Source organism: Halalkalibacillus sediminis (assembly GCF_002844535.1).
In the GTDB taxonomy this organism is placed as follows: Bacteria; Bacillota; Bacilli; order Bacillales; family Alkalibacillaceae; genus Halalkalibacillus_A; species Halalkalibacillus_A sediminis.
Window position 1 is genome coordinate 952,000 of record NZ_PJNH01000001.1, and the last position, 16,396, is coordinate 968,395.

At 39.5% G+C, this 16,396-nt stretch carries 14 protein-coding genes and 1 other annotated feature; of the genes, 2 read left to right on the forward strand and 12 right to left on the reverse strand.

Annotated features, from left to right (window positions below):
* The 7 genes from mreC to CEY16_RS05080 all read right to left on the reverse strand — a co-directional run bounded on the left by mreC (window position 1) and on the right by CEY16_RS05080 (window position 9,982).
* The gene (mreC, locus tag CEY16_RS05050; protein WP_101330865.1) at window positions 1–867 is read right to left on the reverse strand and encodes a rod shape-determining protein MreC; all 867 of its coding nucleotides are present in this window, start codon (window positions 865–867) and stop codon (window positions 1–3) included.
* Window positions 868–882: 15 nt separating this feature from the next.
* Window positions 883–1,923, reverse strand: coding sequence for a rod shape-determining protein (locus CEY16_RS05055; RefSeq protein ID WP_101330866.1), 1,041 nt, complete (start codon window positions 1,921–1,923; stop codon window positions 883–885).
* 219 nt (window positions 1,924–2,142) lie between these two features.
* On the reverse strand, window positions 2,143–2,832 hold the full coding sequence (gene radC / locus CEY16_RS05060) for a RadC family protein (protein WP_101330867.1): 690 nt from the start codon (window positions 2,830–2,832) through the stop codon (window positions 2,143–2,145).
* A 146-nt stretch (window positions 2,833–2,978) separates the two neighbouring features.
* Window positions 2,979–3,797: a hypothetical protein gene (locus tag CEY16_RS05065; RefSeq protein WP_101330868.1), complete on the reverse strand. Its 819-nt coding sequence runs from the start codon at window positions 3,795–3,797 to the stop codon at window positions 2,979–2,981.
* A gap of 421 nt (window positions 3,798–4,218) precedes the next feature.
* A complete protein-coding gene (locus tag CEY16_RS05070; protein ID WP_101330869.1) occupies window positions 4,219–5,931 on the reverse strand; it encodes a sensor domain-containing diguanylate cyclase in 1,713 nt (570 codons plus the stop codon).
* Between the two features lie 25 nt (window positions 5,932–5,956).
* Window positions 5,957–7,258 (reverse strand): bifunctional folylpolyglutamate synthase/dihydrofolate synthase, encoded by a 1,302-nt coding sequence (locus CEY16_RS05075; protein WP_162297856.1) that lies wholly within the window; start codon window positions 7,256–7,258, stop codon window positions 5,957–5,959.
* A 72-nt stretch (window positions 7,259–7,330) separates the two neighbouring features.
* The gene (locus tag CEY16_RS05080; RefSeq protein WP_101330871.1) at window positions 7,331–9,982 is read right to left on the reverse strand and encodes a valine--tRNA ligase; all 2,652 of its coding nucleotides are present in this window, start codon (window positions 9,980–9,982) and stop codon (window positions 7,331–7,333) included.
* A 49-nt stretch (window positions 9,983–10,031) separates the two neighbouring features.
* Window positions 10,032–10,265 (reverse strand) — a binding site (T-box leader).
* Between the two features lie 105 nt (window positions 10,266–10,370).
* Here CEY16_RS05080 and CEY16_RS05085 point away from each other — a divergent pair.
* A complete protein-coding gene (locus tag CEY16_RS05085; RefSeq protein WP_101330872.1) occupies window positions 10,371–10,559 on the forward strand; it encodes a hypothetical protein in 189 nt (62 codons plus the stop codon).
* On the opposite strand, the gene CEY16_RS05090 is transcribed toward CEY16_RS05085, so the two are convergent.
* Complete coding sequence (locus CEY16_RS05090) at window positions 10,531–11,667, reverse strand: LysM peptidoglycan-binding domain-containing protein (RefSeq protein ID WP_101330873.1); 1,137 nt, start codon at window positions 11,665–11,667, stop codon at window positions 10,531–10,533. The two genes, CEY16_RS05085 and CEY16_RS05090, sit on opposite strands and share 29 nt — an antisense overlap.
* A gap of 181 nt (window positions 11,668–11,848) precedes the next feature.
* Here CEY16_RS05090 and CEY16_RS05095 point away from each other — a divergent pair, with 181 nt between their 5' ends.
* Window positions 11,849–12,274, forward strand: coding sequence for a hypothetical protein (locus CEY16_RS05095; RefSeq protein ID WP_101330874.1), 426 nt, complete (start codon window positions 11,849–11,851; stop codon window positions 12,272–12,274).
* Window positions 12,275–12,355: 81 nt separating this feature from the next.
* On the opposite strand, the gene hemL is transcribed toward CEY16_RS05095, so the two are convergent.
* Genes hemL through hemC form a run of 4 tightly spaced genes read right to left on the reverse strand, consistent with a single transcriptional unit; the run spans window position 12,356 to window position 16,363 of the window.
* The gene (gene hemL / locus CEY16_RS05100) at window positions 12,356–13,645 is read right to left on the reverse strand and encodes a glutamate-1-semialdehyde 2,1-aminomutase (protein ID WP_101330875.1); all 1,290 of its coding nucleotides are present in this window, start codon (window positions 13,643–13,645) and stop codon (window positions 12,356–12,358) included.
* Between the two features lie 47 nt (window positions 13,646–13,692).
* Window positions 13,693–14,670: a porphobilinogen synthase gene (hemB, locus tag CEY16_RS05105; RefSeq protein ID WP_101330876.1), complete on the reverse strand. Its 978-nt coding sequence runs from the start codon at window positions 14,668–14,670 to the stop codon at window positions 13,693–13,695.
* Window positions 14,670–15,431, reverse strand: coding sequence for a uroporphyrinogen-III synthase (locus CEY16_RS05110; protein ID WP_101330877.1), 762 nt, complete (start codon window positions 15,429–15,431; stop codon window positions 14,670–14,672). Before CEY16_RS05110 ends, hemB begins: the two co-directional genes overlap by 1 nt.
* A complete protein-coding gene (gene hemC, locus CEY16_RS05115) occupies window positions 15,431–16,363 on the reverse strand; it encodes a hydroxymethylbilane synthase (protein WP_101330878.1) in 933 nt (310 codons plus the stop codon). The genes CEY16_RS05110 and hemC overlap by 1 nt, the downstream gene beginning before the upstream one ends.
* Window positions 16,364–16,396 lie beyond the last annotated feature (33 nt).

The following is a 16,396-nucleotide window of genomic DNA, read 5'->3' on the forward strand; positions in this document are numbered from 1 at the left end:
TTACTCCTCCTCTTCTTCATCAAGAATCGGAGAGTGGATATCTCTATCAATAATCATTAGGTGATTGACATTGTATAAATCCGCAGCTGGTTTCACATATGCAATTTGTGTCAATCCATATTGATCCAATTCCACAGTTTCAATTGTACCAATTAATAGGCCTCGTGGGAATACTCCACCTAAACCGGAGCTAACAATTGTCTGCCCCTCTTCAATGTTCCCTTCACTACCAATTTCACGGAAAAGTAATGCTCGTTTTTCCTTATCGTACCCTTCAATCATTCCGAAGACATCTTCATCCCCATCAACCGTAACTGAAATTCTGTTATTCTCATCAAATCCGCTTAATAGTTGTACCGTCGATGTGAGTTGGGAAGATTCAATGACTTTTCCTACCATTCCTTCTGGAGTACTCACTGCCATATTTTGCTCCACACCATGAATTTGTCCTTTATTTATGGTCAATTGATCAAACCAAAGATCTGGACTTCTAGCAATTACGGTTGCTTTTGTAGGAGAGAAATCACTGATTGAGTCTTCCATTTCAGTAATCGCTCGCAGTTCATCATTTTCTTTTTCCAATTCATTTACCTGAAAGGCTAATGTTTTATAATCCTGTAATTCTTCTTTCAGCACTTCATTCTGCTGATATACATTACGAATATTCTTTATATCTTCTGTCAGTCCAACAACAAGTTGAATCGGCTGATGAGCAATGTTTTGGAAAAAACCGACCGTGTCTGCCACAAATTGCGCTGGCAATGATGATTGCTCATCAGAACGAATGGAATATCCTATGATTGCTACTACAAATATAATAAATACAAGAAAAAATATTAATTTTCTTTTGCGTAAAAATGACGGCATTCTTAAAGCACCTACTTAATTTAAAGTGTTACGTTTTGCTACGTTCGGAGTATTTTGGAAGTGTTCGATATGCTCTAGCGCCTTGCCAGTTCCGATAGCTACGCAGTCCAATGGATTTTCAGCTATGAACACCGGCATTTCCGTATCTTCACTAATCACTTCATCCAAGTGACGTAATAAAGCTCCTCCTCCAGTCAACACAATTCCTCTATCGATGATATCCGCCGCTAACTCTGGTGGCGCAGATTCCAACGTTTGTTTTACTAATTCTACTATCATTGAGACTGATTCCCTTAATGCAGAAACCATTTCTTCGTTTGTAATCGTTACAGTTTTAGGTAACCCTGTAACAAGGTCTCTTCCCCTGATATCCATATCTTGCACTTCTTCAGAACGTTTCGCTGAGGCAAGATCAATTTTAATTGTTTCTGCTGTGGCTTCACCAATTAAAAGGCCATATTTTTTCCGGATATACTGGACGATTTGTTCATCCATTTCATCTCCAGCAATCCTAATCGAACGACTGACTACTGTTCCACCGAGGGAAACAATTGCAACCTCAGTTGTTCCTCCACCGATATCAACCACCATGCTCCCCGTAGGTTCCCATACAGGCAAACCAGCTCCAATTGCTGCTGCGAATGGTTCAGCGATCGGGTAAACATCCTTAGCCCCCGCTTGTTTGGTAGCGTCGATGACAGCTCGTTCTTCGACCATCGTAATTCCAGATGGTACACAGACCATCACGTTTGGTTTTCTAGAAAACAATGATTTGGACCGATGGATTTTACTAATATAATAATTCATCATCGATGCAGTGATATCATAATCTGCAATGACTCCGTCCTTCATCGGCCTTATAACAGATATAGTTCCAGGCGTACGCCCGATCATCTGTTTTGCTTCATTACCTACAGCTGCAATCTCCCCTGTATGGTTATTGATCGCGACAACAGAAGGTTCTCGTAATGCAATTCCTTTTCCTTTTAAAAATACTAATGTATTAGCTGTACCAAGATCAATCCCGAAATCTCTCGTGAAAATGGGTCTTCCCAATCGTATCGTCCTCTCTTATGTTTCATTCTTATGTAGCTTATGAACTGTCGTCACGAAACATGAATAAGCGCCCCAAACGAACATTTCAAATCGCTGGATGGCGCTTGTATTATTCAAATTATAATATCTATTATACGAAAAAAAAGTTTAAATAGATAGGTTTTCATGTCTCAAATAGTAGATATTTTACGATTAGGCCAAAAGGATTAATAAGTATGATTACAAATAACCTTTCTCTTTTAAGGAAATGAATTTATGATCTCCAATGACAATATGGTCCAATAATTCAATACCTAGGACCTTGCCTGATTCGAATAGTCGTCTTGTCACTTGGATATCTTCATTGGATGGAGCAGGATCTCCTGAGGGGTGGTTGTGAGCACAAACAACAGATGCCGCAGAACGTTTTACTGCCTCCTTGAAAACTTCACGAGGGTGGACGATGGATGAGTTGAGACTTCCAATGAAGATGGTCTGGCGGTGAAGAACTTGATTCTTTGTATCTAAATATAAACAGACAAAATGTTCCTGTTTTAAATTTCTCATTTCTTCCATCAGGAAATTGGCGCCATCTTCTGGACTCCTAATAACATAGCGATCACTGACTTTGAATGCATGAATTCTTTTTGATAATTCAAGCGCAGCTAGAAGAGAAACCGCCTTCGCTTCTCCTATACCTTTAATATCGGTTAATTCGGTAATGGAAGCATCTTTAAACAATGATAACCCTTCAAAATGGGCAAGTACTCGGTTGGCTAAAGATAATGCGGAGGTACCCTTCGTTCCACTTCCAATTAAAATTGCCATCAACTCTTGGTTCGATAAAGCAGCTGGTCCTACATGAATAAGTCGTTCTCTCGGTCGGTCATCCTTTGGTACATCTTTAATAAATATCGTATCAGTAGACATTGATTATGACCCCTTTCAGAATAATAATATCTTCATTCTATATAGGGGTGTGATCGATTACAAAGGAGCTTAAATCGATTTTCTCTATCAGAAACAATGAATATAGTAGTGTATGAAGAATTAACTTGCAAATTTCATATGTTAATCTAATTTTCACCTATTTCTTCTAAAAACAACCATAAATTTAGTTGAGCGGTTTGTAAGTGCAAGTCCGATTTTTCTGATGATGCGTTTTGTTCATATAAACCTAGCTGAGTTGAAGCTGCTTTCAAACGCTCGTTGTCACCCCATATGTCTGGAGCATCATTAATCCATTGCTTTACAGAAGCAAGGTCACTTTCAGCTAATGGATTAGTTAAAAATTCAGTTTTTTGTAGCCACTGTTGCTCATTTTCGCCTACTTCCTTGTTAACAACAGAAAAGCTCCAATCTTTTACTAGGAAATCCTCCATATAAACTAACCCTAGACCCTCGTGAGCTCCCTCTACTTGAGTTCTCATGGAATCATTTAATAAAAGACTATTAATCAAATAGAATTGCTGATCCTTTTCCACAATTGCTGACGGAACGACGTTAAGTTGTTGCGAAAACACTTCTGCGTTCTCCCTACTTGAAAATATTCCAAGTTGAACGACGGACGCTTCGGGGAATTCAAACTGAAATGCAGCACCCGTGGAGGCTTCAGTTGCTTCTGTCGAACCCTCGTCTTGCTCTTCTTGTGATGGTTGATCTACTGGAATGGCCGAAGGATTCAAGTCTGAAAAGAAATGCATAATTGAAAAACCAAATATGCCACCAAGAATTACGGCAAATAACACAGGTTTTAAAAATGCTTTGAGTGCTCGATTTTTATTGAACTTTTTCTTAGGTGATTTTTTTGGCGTAAGCACTGATTCTAGCCGATGCCTTTCCGAATGCTCCTCATCCTGTTTGAGTTTATATTGAAAAGAAGAATGCTTGTCCACTTGTGGGCCACCTTTCTCTAAATGTAATCTGCTTATTACAGACTCTAGCACAGACTATGTGAAAAAATGGTTAAAACTTGTCTGAGGACTTCAACATTTTTCGTCATCAATATGATTTATTATTCACTATAATAATTCATCTAGCCCTAAAATAAAGGCTCTGTTAAAGTTCATTGTTGATATGGTCAAAACTCTTAGAAGCGGAAGCTTGCCTAGGGGCTTGTGCTCAACTAATTTTTCCTCCATTGCCATTTCGAAAAAATGGATTTTCGCACTGCGCTGATCCCTCAGGCGTCACCGCTTCACGTGTTTCTCCTCCATACGATGTTTTCTGGATAAAATCAACACTTAACGATAACAGCGCCAAAATAAAAAAAACCTTCAGAGGCTAAAAGCCCTGAAGGTTTCGATAATTTTTTTATTAACTTACATTTGAAGCAACTTTGTTCTTACCGTCTCGTTTGGCTCCAACGTACATTGCCCGGTCAGCTTGACGGAGGAGTTCCTGCGGAGATTCACAGTGATCAGGATAAGTCGCAACACCAATACTAGCAGTGACATTAACTTTTTGTTCTTGGCCTGTCCCCATATTTTTGATAACAAATGGGTCTTCAGCAATCAGCTTACGTACCTCTTCGGCTAGAGCCATGACTTCGATGTGCGCAAAACCTTTTAATAGGATTGTGAACTCTTCGCCACCATACCTGGCTACAATCCCTCTCTCATGTATATAAGTCTGCAATCGTTCAGCTAATTGCGACAAGATTTCGTTACCTGCTTCATGACCGTACGTATCATTAATTCTCTTAAAAGAGTCCAAGTCTAGAATGATAATAGAAAGACGTTCGTCAATCCCTTTAGATTTCAGGTCATTCGCATATTCATCAATATGCTCTGACAAAAATCGATAATTATAGAGGCCGGTTAATTCATCCCTCTGACTTTTAAGCTTTTCAGATTCGTAGTGACGTGCGTTTTCCATTGCTACAGATAAGAAATTCGCTAAAATCTCCAATAACATTACGTGATACTTTTCATATACTCTTCTTTCATTAGAAGCAACTAAAAGCACACCAACAACATGGTCATTCCGTTTAATAGGCACTCCAATTGCACTTTGCACCTCATTAGGAAATTCATTGGCTTCCATTCGGTTCAATTTCGACTTAGTATCAACCATGCTAGATTCTTTTTCAGCATAAATTTTACCAGCAAATCCTTTCCCATAATATAAAGTGAGTTCCTTTTTATCATCTGGGTCATCTTCATTGACAAAACGGATTAGACTCATAGATTTACTCGCACTCGTAACATCAAATATATAAATATATTTTGCTGGGATGAGTTTACTGACTTCCTGGACAAAAGTATCAAGAACGGCTTTTACATTCAGTCTTTTTGAAAGCTCATGTCCAATTTGGCTCGTTGTATGGAGGTATCGATTAATTCTGCGTCCGTTATGGTAGAAGGAAATGACGATTGATAACAAAACGAATGGAATTCCAACAAACAGAATCGCACTTATCTTCAATTCCAGATATAATATGTAAAGAACGAGACCTAGTGGAAAAGTCACCAAAATTATTAAACCGTCAACAAATAGAGACTTATTCATTTTGACTGATTTTCTACCATGAATATAAGCATTTATAATCATTAGGAATAGTTGGTTAGCAAGATTATAACCTAAAATATATCCTACTAAAGGGATGATTTGATCTAACGAATTAAGCGTCAGCACCCCGTGAGTACCACCTAAAGCATAATAAATTCCTGCGGAAAAAATCGATGTTAATAGCAACATCGTTGAGTTCATCGGAATTTTATGTAGTTCATTTTTCTTTAACCCAATCTTTAAATATAAAGCTATTAAAGATATCTGCGTAAGCACGATCTCAGCAAATAGTCCAAAGTATAAGAAAATAGCAAAACTGATACTATTCAGAAAGAAAACTGTGATGGACCCTACTCTTATAGGAAAAATAGCGACAGCACTCATGATGATTGCGAATGCAAGCAAGTCTAACCAATACCCATCGAAAGTCGGATCGAGCATAAAATAAAGATAAATCATTAATGGTGGGAATAATACAAACCAAACCGTCCAAATTGTAATCGATTTTGATCTAGTCATTCATCATGAACTCCTTTTACAGGTGTTAAATTTCTTTCCCTCGAAACCATTGCCTCACTTCAGATACAAAATACAATGAACCAGTTATTACCAAAATGTCATCCCCTTGCATCTGATCTGTGATTTCTTTATATGAACGACGCCAATCTTGAGAAATATTTATTTCACAATTTTGAAACTTTTTATTTAGTTCATAATACCCATAACTCTTCGGAAAGTCAAATACTGTTAAGTATATATTTTTTGAAAATTCATTTAACATCGCAACCATTTCCTCGATCTTCTTGCCTTGAAGTATTGAGACGAGAAAATAAATATTTTTATGATGATATTTTTCTTTTAATGTTGAAATCAAGGTTTCTAGAGCTTCAATATTATGTGCTCCATCAACATAAACTTCCGGTTCTATTTGAATTCTCTCGAAGCGACCTGGCCAAGTTGAATTAAGTAACCCTTGCTCTATATCAGTTTCATTAATGTTGAGTTGCTCGATGTCCACTATCTGAAGAAAGCTCATTAACGCTAAAGCCGCATTTTCACACTGATGAATTCCTTGCATTTGTATTTTCCACTCTCGATTATCTAACGGAAAAAGGTCCTGCTTTAATTTGAAAGTTTCACCACCAGTTGGGCGTTCATTCACTTCACAGAAAAAATCTTTATCTATTTTAATCATGCCTGAATCTTGCTCTTTAGACTTATGTTCAATCTCCTTCAGTGCCTCTCGTTGACGAACATTCGTAATCACTGGTACGCCTTCCTTAATAATTCCAGCTTTTTCGTAAGCAATTTCTGCTAAAGTATCTCCTAATATGTCGATGTGGTCATGCCCAATAGTTGTAATAACTGATAATAACGGCTGTAGCACATTAGTAGAGTCTAGTCTTCCACCAAGTCCAACTTCGAAAATGGCATAGTCCACCTGTTTATCTGCAAAATAAAGAAAAGCAATGACCGTAATTATTTCGAATTCGGTAGGAGATCCGTAGGGGGTCTGTGATAATTCTTCGCTCAATGGAATAATTTTTTCCACATAAGCAACGAGTGATTGGCCATCTATCGGTAATCCATTAATACTCACTCGCTCATTAAATGTTTCAATATATGGGGAAGTAAATGTACCAACTTTATAGTCATGTTCTTGAAAGATATTCCTTAGAAAAGTGACAGTCGAACCTTTCCCATTCGTACCTGCTACATGAATCATTTTTGTATTATGCTCGGGATGACCTAAGCGTTCTAACATCCACTCCATCCGCTTCAGACCAGGTTTGATTCCAAAATTCAGTTGTTTATGAATCCAATCAATTGCTTGTTGTTCGTTCATATTGAACATCCTTTTATTATGTATACAGTAGAAAAGCCTGCAAAAGCAGGCTTACTACCATCAATCCATTTATTACTTCACTTTCTTCAACTCTTGGATACGAGACTTCACCATTTCTTGCTTTTCTAAATAATCCTTTTCTTTATCTCGCTCTTCTTGAACGACGGCTTCTGGAGCCTTGTTGACGAATTTTTCATTCGACAATTTCTTCTTCACGCGTTCAACTTCTGAATCCCATTTCGTAAGTTCGTCCTCTAATCTTTTAATTTCGGCATCAATGTCGATTAGTCCTTCTAATGGGAAGAAAATTTCTGCTCCGCTTACCACAGCACTTTTAGATTGCTCTGGAGCGCTTACGTCAGTTCCAATCGACAATTCTTCTGGATTACAGAACTTTTCGAGATACTGTTGCTGATTCTTCAGTTCATCAGTAGTCGTTTGGTCATTAGTTTTAATGACGATTTTAATTTCTTTAGACATTGGAGTATCTACTTCAGAACGCACATTACGAACGGATCGGATAATTTCCATCAAGCGAACCATTTCTTTTGATGATTGTTCGAAAGTTTTACTTCCATCTGTTTGTGGCCACGGGGCAACTGTAATTGAATCACCCTCATGAGGAATGTGTTGCCAAATTTCCTCTGTGATGAATGGCATGAACGGGTGTAACATTTTCAAAATAGAGTCTAATGTATGGACTAGTACTGACTTTGTCGCATGCTTTTTCTGTTCATCATCTCCGTATAACGGCAGCTTCGCCATTTCGATATACCAATCGCAGAAGTCATCCCAAATAAAGTTATAAAGGTAACGCCCTGCTTCACCGAAGTCGTAGCGATCGATGTGTCGTGTAACCTGCTCAATAGTCTCATTCAGACGAGTCAGTATCCACTCATCTGCAATTGACTTCTCCTGTTCCAAATCGATTTGATTATGCTGGAAGTCTTCCAAATTCATAATGACAAAGCGAGAAGCGTTCCATATCTTGTTCGCGAAATTCCAAGTCGCCTCTACCTTTTCCCAGTGGAAACGTAAATCCTGACCAGGAGATGAACCTGTAGATAAGAAGTAACGTAGCGAATCAGCACCATACTTTTCAATAACATCCATCGGATCAACACCATTACCGAGAGATTTACTCATCTTACGTCCTTCAGCGTCACGCACGAGCCCGTGTATCAACACGTCTTGGAATGGGCGGCGATCAGTGAATTGCTTCGACTGGAAGATCATACGAGATACCCAGAAGAAAATGATGTCATACCCTGTTACCAGTGCGTTCGTTGGGAAGTAGCGCTGGAAATCTTCACTCTCCTCATCTGGCCAACCCATCGTAGAAAAAGGCCAAAGTGCAGATGAAAACCAAGTATCTAGAACATCTTCGTCCTGTTCCCAGTTTTCAATATCTGATGGTTCTTCCCGACCAACATATAATTCTCCAGTTTCCTTATGATACCAAGCAGGAATTCTATGTCCCCACCATAATTGACGTGAAATACACCAATCTCTGATGTTCTCCATCCAACGAAGATAAGTACCTTCAAAACGATCAGGAACGAAATTGACTTTATCTTCTGTTTTCTGGAGTTTAATCGCTTCATCCGCTAGTGGCTGCATATTAACGAACCACTGCGTTGACAAGTAAGGTTCTACGACTGCATCGCTACGCTCGGAATGCCCTACCGAGTGCATATGTTCTTCGATATGGAATAGTACGCCTTCCTCTTGTAGGTCTTTTACTATTTTTTTGCGGCATTCAAAACGATCCAGACCTTCGTATTGTCCAGCGTTTTCATTCATCGTTCCACTTTCGTTCATAACTAGAACACGCTCTAAATTATGACGATTTCCGATTTCAAAGTCGTTCGGATCGTGTGCTGGTGTGATCTTAACAGCACCAGAACCAAATTCCATATCTACGTAATCATCTGCTACAATTTCCATCTCACGACCAATGATCGGAAGGATAACCTTTTCTCCGATCAGGTGCTTATAACGATCATCTTCCGGATGAACAGCAACAGCTGTATCTCCTAACATTGTTTCAGGTCGAGTGGTAGCTACTTCGATATGACCCTCTCCATTTTTAAGTGGATACTTCATGTGATAAAAAGCACCTTGCACCTCTTTATGGATTACCTCAATATCGGAAAGTGCTGTCTGTGTGCTTGGGTCCCAGTTGATGATATATTCACCACGGTAAATCAAATCTTTTTCATAAAGTGAGACGAATACTTCTTTAACCGCTTCAGACAGGCCATCGTCAAGTGTAAATCGCTCACGAGAGTAATCTAGTCCAAGGCCTAGTTTTTCCCACTGGGAACGGATGAACGATGCATACTCTTCTTTCCAATCCCAAGATTGTTCTAAGAATTTCTCGCGACCAAGGTCATAGCGAGATTTACCTTCTTCTTTAAGCTTTCCTTCTACTTTCGCCTGTGTCGCAATCCCAGCATGGTCCATACCTGGAAGCCATAATACATCGTAACCTTGCATCCTTTTATAGCGAGAAATAATGTCTTGCAATGTTGTATCCCAAGCATGGCCCAAATGAAGACGACCTGTTACATTCGGTGGGGGTATTACAATTGTAAACGGTTCTTTATTCGGATCATCCTTTGCTTCAAAGAATTTACCTTTCACCCAATAATCATAACGACCTTTTTCAATTTCCTCTGGATGATATTTTGGTGCCATCGATGTTTGATGTTCTTCAGCCATCGAAATCCCTCCTAATTTTTCATATAAAATAAAAAAATCTTTCCGTCCAATAAAGGACGAAAAGATTGTATTCGCGGTTCCACCTTCGTTGATAAACGATCACACTTGTCGCTTATCCACTCGATTCAATAACGGGATCTCCCGACTTCTCCTACTATCGTTCAAAGAAGCTGCATATTCAGAGCGACCTTCCAGACCTTCGTTACCGAGGAAGCTTTCAGCCGGTGACTTCCCTCTCTTTTTTCAGTATCCAATCTGTACTCTTCTCCTGCCAAGCATTTGCGTATCAATATTTGTATCTTATTGTATACAACTTCACAAGAAAAAGTCAATATTTTTCACACGTGTCATCGAATTTTTTCATAATTTAATAATGAGGAGGGAAATTATGAGTCGTTATTATCGCTATCGCTTACCCCCATGGGCTCGTAAATGTATATTTGTTATAGAGAAAGTGGTTCTGCCAATCATGATTTTCCAGTTGATCAGGACGCTCCTATGGCCCACCACATTGGATGTATTTTTAGCAGGTGCACTAGTAGGTCTATTTATTGCATTTTATCTTGAATGGATTTAACTTCACCAGAAGCTGGGACATATAACAAGTCACCTGCTTGCAAATCATGTCCGGCTTCTAACTGGTTGATACGTTCGAGTTTAGATACAGGTACTTTATAGTCCTCAGCAATTGACTGGATGGTTTCATTTTGTTGCACAAAACGAATTTTCATCTTAGTAGACCCTGCTTCACCATCCCTGAAAAAGTTAGACAAGTAACTAAGTCCTTTTTTCTTCTTTTTCCCATCTTCTACTTCTTCTTCAGGTGAAACGTTTTCATCTAGCTCAGATTCAGCTTCCATTTTCTCGTTTTCTTTTTGTTCAGCTTCTTGAACCATTTCCTTATTCTCTGGCGGCATATTCATTTCCGGCTTTTCTTCATATTCCGGCTCTGCATTGCTTTCAGGAACTTCTTCTTTTTTCGGTTGGTTTTGCTTTTTTGGTGAAACATTGTCTTCAGGTAGATTTTCTTCTTTTTTATAGAAAAAGTCCTTGAACGATTTAGATTCCTTCTTCTGCCAGAACTCACGACCCTTATCAGCAGATTGATCTTCCCTTTGTTCTGCTGGTTCAGACTCTGGTTCATTGTAAGAGGATGGTGGTTGAGGCGGTTGGTATGGTTGCTGGAACGTTACATCTTGTGGTGGGATGCCCTTAAGAGAAAAATCTGAGTTTGCCTCTGATGAAGATTGGTCATTCCACTCGACACCCTCCAAACGAATCTTCGTAAAAACGTTCATCGTGCTTGGTTCTGGAATTTCGTAATCGAAGTATTGCACCTCGACTCTCAATTCATCGGTTTCGTTGATCTTACTCCTCGGTATTGTAATATCTACCGGGATTGGATATTGAAAATTAGTAAACCCATTGTCCAACGCACGTACATGATGAACATAATTATTCTCTTCTTGATCATCAACCATATACAAAGGTGCCTCGCTAGCCATAGATTGATAATCCCCTGAAATCACCAGTACTCCTCTTAACTGGATGAAATCATCTTCATGAATCACACTTATTTCAGGTTCAACCGATATGCCATATAAATCATCAATCTCATCACCTTGTCTGAAATTGATCTTCTCACTCAAATCGAATAAAAACGGATCATTCTCATAGTGGCTCAATGATAGTCCCCCTTTGACCTCTTTATCACTAGGTATATGTGCTACCATATGAAAAAAGAACAAGCGATTTTGGTAAGTTCATTCTTCTTTACATAGAAAATGCAACAAAGGGAAAATTTTTTACTATTTTCTAAAAAAGATAATATGTATGTTAATATCTTCCTTAAGGGAGTGTTGATTGATGAAAAGGTTAGTCTGGTATTTGAGTTGGGTGATCATCATTATATTTATAATTAATGCTGGTGTACAATACCGTATCCATTTAACACTAGAGGCCAATACGGAATTTGTGACATGGCCTTATTATTCATTTCTAGCTATTTTTCCGATCTTGATCGGTATCCTACTTCGATTACCTCAATTCATTTTAGAGATAAAATCAAAACAACCATGGACATTTGACTGGTTAAAATTACTAGTTATTGGGTTACCTGCTTTGTATGTAACCCTGATGCCGTTGTTCTATTTTCTGGTACCTTTTGAACTACTTTTTCAAAACGAAATTATTAGTGGCAGAGGAGAATATTTTACTATAACGGCAGGCATCGTTTTTGGTTTCGTTCTTTTAGATAGTTTGAAAAAAGATAGAGGAAGCTATCAAAGATAAATTTTATAGGTGACTCATTTTTTCAATATAAAAAAGACACTTGGAATTAAATCCAAGTGTCTTTTATTTACTCATATCTTTTTATTTCATATACAAAGCAAATGCCTTTCCAGCTGCTTCGATTGTCTCCTCAATATCCTCGTGAGAGTGGGCAGTCGAAAGGAACATGCCTTCGAATTGAGATGGTGGCAAGAAGACGCCTTGCTCTGCCATTTCACGATAATATTTTGCGAACCAGTCCAAGTCAGAGGATTTAGCCGTTTCAAAATTCACAACAGGTTGATCTGTGAAAAAGAATCCTATCATGGATCCAGCGCGGTTGACCTGTAATGGTACTCCATGGTTTTTCGCGGCTTGCTGGAGTCCGTCGATCAGTCGATCCGCTTTTTCATTGATTTCATCATATGATTGAGGTGTCAACTGACTCAGAGTCTCATAACCTGCTGCCATCGCAAGTGGATTCCCTGACAATGTTCCGGCTTGATAAATATCACCTGCTGGAGCAATGCGTTCCATGATGTCACGGCGTCCACCATAAGCACCAACTGGCAATCCTCCACCAATCACCTTTCCTAGACAAGTCAAATCTGGAGTCACACCGAAATGTCCTTGTGCACAGTTATAACCGACACGGAATCCTGTCATTACTTCATCAAAAATCAACAGAGAGCCGTTGTTTTCGGTCACTTCACGTAAATGTTCCAAGAAGCCGTCGACAGGAGGCACTACTCCCATATTACCCGACACTGGTTCAACAATTACCGCTGCCAAATCATCACCGTATTCTTTAATTACATAATCGACACTTTCTTTATCGTTATAAGGTACAGTTATCGTGTTCTGAGCGATAGACTCAGGTACTCCTGGACTATCCGGTAGACCTAACGTTGCTACCCCAGAACCAGCTTTGATCAACAGTGAATCACCGTGACCGTGATAGTTACCTTCAAATTTCAAGATTTTATTACGACCTGTATAGCCACGCGCCAAACGAAGAGCACTCATCGTCGCTTCAGTCCCTGAGTTGACCATACGTACCATTTCGATTGATGGCACTCGCTCCATCACTAACTTGGCTAACTTGTTTTCATACTCGACGTTTGCACCGAAGCTTGTCCCTTTTTCCATAACATCTTTCAACACAGATATCACATGATCATTAGCGTGACCTAGAATCAATGGGCCCCAGCTTAATACATAATCGATATATTCATTTCCATCGACATCGTAAATGCGAGAACCCTTCCCTTTTTCCATATAAATCGGGTCCATATCAACAGAATTAAATGCACGGACTGGTGAATTCACTCCACCTGGCATCAAATCGACCGCTTCATCAAAAAGTTGTTTTGAACGTTCATTCAAACTCATCCATTATCGCTCCTTTAACGAATTCATTACTACATCTATTACCACTTCTAACCTTTATTCAACCATTTAGCCACGTCTTTCGCGAAGTAAGTGATGATTAAGTCCGCCCCTGCACGCTTCATGGAAGTTAACTTTTCAAGAACAATCTCACGCTCATCAACCCATCCATTTGCAGCAGCCGCTTTGATCAACGAGTACTCACCACTCACGTTGTATGCCACGATTGGCAGTGGATAGCGATCCTTCAACTCTCTCATGATATCGAGATAACTCAACGCAGGCTTGACAATTAAAAAGTCTGCTCCTTCTTCTACATCAGACTCAGCTTCTCGCTGTGCTTCTAAACGATTTGCTGGGTCCATTTGATATGTCTTACGATCACCAAATTGAGGTGTGCTATGAGCTGCATCACGGAATGGACCGTAAAATGCCGAAGCATACTTCACCGCATAAGACATGACTGGGATATGTTCGTATCCTGCTTGATCAAGTCCGTCACGTATTGCAGCCACGAATCCATCCATCATGTTCGACGGAGCAATGATATCAGCACCCGCTTCTGCTTGAGTTACCGCAGTCTGAACCAACAATGGCAAAGTCGCATCATTATCGACATATTGGTTTTTAATCACACCACAATGTCCGTGCGAAGTATATTGGCACAAGCAAGTATCAGCCACAACGACCAAATCAGGATGGTTCGCCTTGATTTGACGTGTCGCTCGTTGAACAATTCCTTCTTGTTGATAAGCTTCCGTACCGACTTCATCTTTTTCCTTTGGCACACCAAATAAAATAATCGAACGAATACCTAGATTAACCACTTCATCAATTTCAGCATCTAAGTAATCAAGCGATACCTGGTGCACACCTGGCATCGATTTCACAGCGTTGCGCTTCCCATCTTCCTCTAATACAAACAAAGGATAAATTAAATCTTCCGTATGCAAATGCGTCTCGCGAACCATCGCACGAATATTATCAGACGTACGCAATCTGCGGTGACGATCAAAGAACAAATCCATTACAACATACCCCTCTCATAACAATCCACAATAATATCCGCTAATTCATCAAGTGTATAATTCTCAGGCAATATGACCGTTTCAAAACCAACTTCTTGAGCGCGCTGAGCAGTAGTTGGCCCAATACAGAAGCAAGGTTTTGTCAACCATACATCAACAGAGTCCTCAGAAAGTTCCATCCACGCGTCTATCGTAGAGGGAGAAGAGAACACCCAAGCATCTACAGACTCCATCCCTATCAATCGATTAGCCGCTTCACGATTAGTTGACGTTTCATAAACCGTCACACTCTCGAACTCAACCCCATTTTCTTTAAAAAAGACATCGAGCACCTCGCGTGAAAGATTTCCCTTCACTAGCAACACACTCTCAGGCCCCATTTCTAAGAACTGGGGACCCATATGTTCTGCATCAAATGTAGTCGGGACAAAGTCAACGTCAGGTACATACTCCTTCAAATAATCTTCAGTTTTCGACCCGATAGCTGCAATCTTTTTAGATTGAATTGTAGAATGAGAAATCCCCTCTTGATCTAAAGACTCAAAAAAGAACCTTACACCATTCACACTTGTGAAAAGGAGCCATTCAAATCGATCCAAATTCTCTAGTACTGTTTGAGCTGATTCATCAAGAATGTGTCTGAACTTGATCAGTGGTAAACCTACAACCTCAGCACCTTGTCTTTCCAATGTACCAACAAACGATAAAGCATGTTCACGCTCTCGCGAAACTACAATATTTTTTCCGCGTAAAGAACTCATTACTGTTCGTCCATTTCTTCTTTCGCTTTTTCAACAAGCTCTTTAGCACCTTGCTTAATTAGAGACTCAGCAGCTATGTTTCCAGCTTCTACTGCATCTTTAGAACGAGATACTTCCTTCAATACAGTTTTACCATCTGAGGAAGAAACTAACGCAGTCAACACAACTTCGTCTCCTTCTTTCACTGCGTAACCAGCAATAGGGACAGAACAACTGCCTTCAAGTAAGCTCAAGAAACGTCGTTCTGCAGCAACTGTTTCAGCTGTATATTCATCATTGATCTTTTCAATCAACTGAATTAAATCTTCATCATCTGAACGGCACTCAAGAGCTAATGCTCCTTGACCAACCGCAGGAAGACATTTTTCAGGCTCTAGTAGTTCAGTAACAATGTCCGTCGACCAGCCCATTCGTTTAAGACCAGCTGCAGCCAAGATGATTGCATCGAAGTCCTCTTCTTTCAATTTACGTAGTCGAGTTTCGATATTTCCACGTATCCACTGGATTTTAAGGTCAGGACGATATGCCAAGATCTGAGCTCCACGTCTTAAGCTACTTGTACCGATAATAGCTCCTTCCTTCAGATCATCCAATCCGATATGATCGTTAGAAATGAATGCATCTCTGTGATCCTCACGCTCAGGAACACAACCAATCATCAAACCTTCAGGCATTTTAGACGGCATATCTTTCATACTATGTACCGCCATATCAATTTCGTAATTGTACATCGCCTCTTCAATCTCTTTAACAAAAAGGCCTTTACCGCCAACTTTTGATAAGGTGACATCAAGGATCTTATCACCTTTTGTTACAATCTGCTTAATTTCGAAAGAGTATTCATCTGTTTTCTTCTCAAGTTGATCGATCACCCACTGCGTCTGAGTCATCGCTAGATTACTTCTTCTTGAACCAATAATGATATTTCTCATGAAAAATCCTCCTGACCGATTGCTTTAGTGCAA

Excerpts from the sequence above, each read along its gene's own strand:
- mreC (WP_101330865.1), bottom strand. The coding sequence starts at position 867 with ATGCCGTCATTTTTACGCAAAAGAAAATTAATATTTTTTCTTGTATTT.
- radC (WP_101330867.1), bottom strand. The coding sequence starts at position 2,832 with ATGTCTACTGATACGATATTTATTAAAGATGTACCAAAGGATGACCGA.
- CEY16_RS05070 (WP_101330869.1), bottom strand. The coding sequence starts at position 5,931 with ATGACTAGATCAAAATCGATTACAATTTGGACGGTTTGGTTTGTATTA.
- CEY16_RS05075 (WP_162297856.1), bottom strand. The coding sequence starts at position 7,258 with ATGAACGAACAACAAGCAATTGATTGGATTCATAAACAACTGAATTTT.
- CEY16_RS05080 (WP_101330871.1), bottom strand. The coding sequence starts at position 9,982 with ATGGCTGAAGAACATCAAACATCGATGGCACCAAAATATCATCCAGAG.
- CEY16_RS05085 (WP_101330872.1), top strand. The coding sequence starts at position 10,371 with ATGAGTCGTTATTATCGCTATCGCTTACCCCCATGGGCTCGTAAATGT.
- CEY16_RS05095 (WP_101330874.1), top strand. The coding sequence starts at position 11,849 with ATGAAAAGGTTAGTCTGGTATTTGAGTTGGGTGATCATCATTATATTT.
- hemL (WP_101330875.1), bottom strand. The coding sequence starts at position 13,645 with ATGAGTTTGAATGAACGTTCAAAACAACTTTTTGATGAAGCGGTCGAT.
- hemB (WP_101330876.1), bottom strand. The coding sequence starts at position 14,670 with ATGGATTTGTTCTTTGATCGTCACCGCAGATTGCGTACGTCTGATAAT.
- CEY16_RS05110 (WP_101330877.1), bottom strand. The coding sequence starts at position 15,431 with ATGAGTTCTTTACGCGGAAAAAATATTGTAGTTTCGCGAGAGCGTGAA.
- hemC (WP_101330878.1), bottom strand. The coding sequence starts at position 16,363 with ATGAGAAATATCATTATTGGTTCAAGAAGAAGTAATCTAGCGATGACT.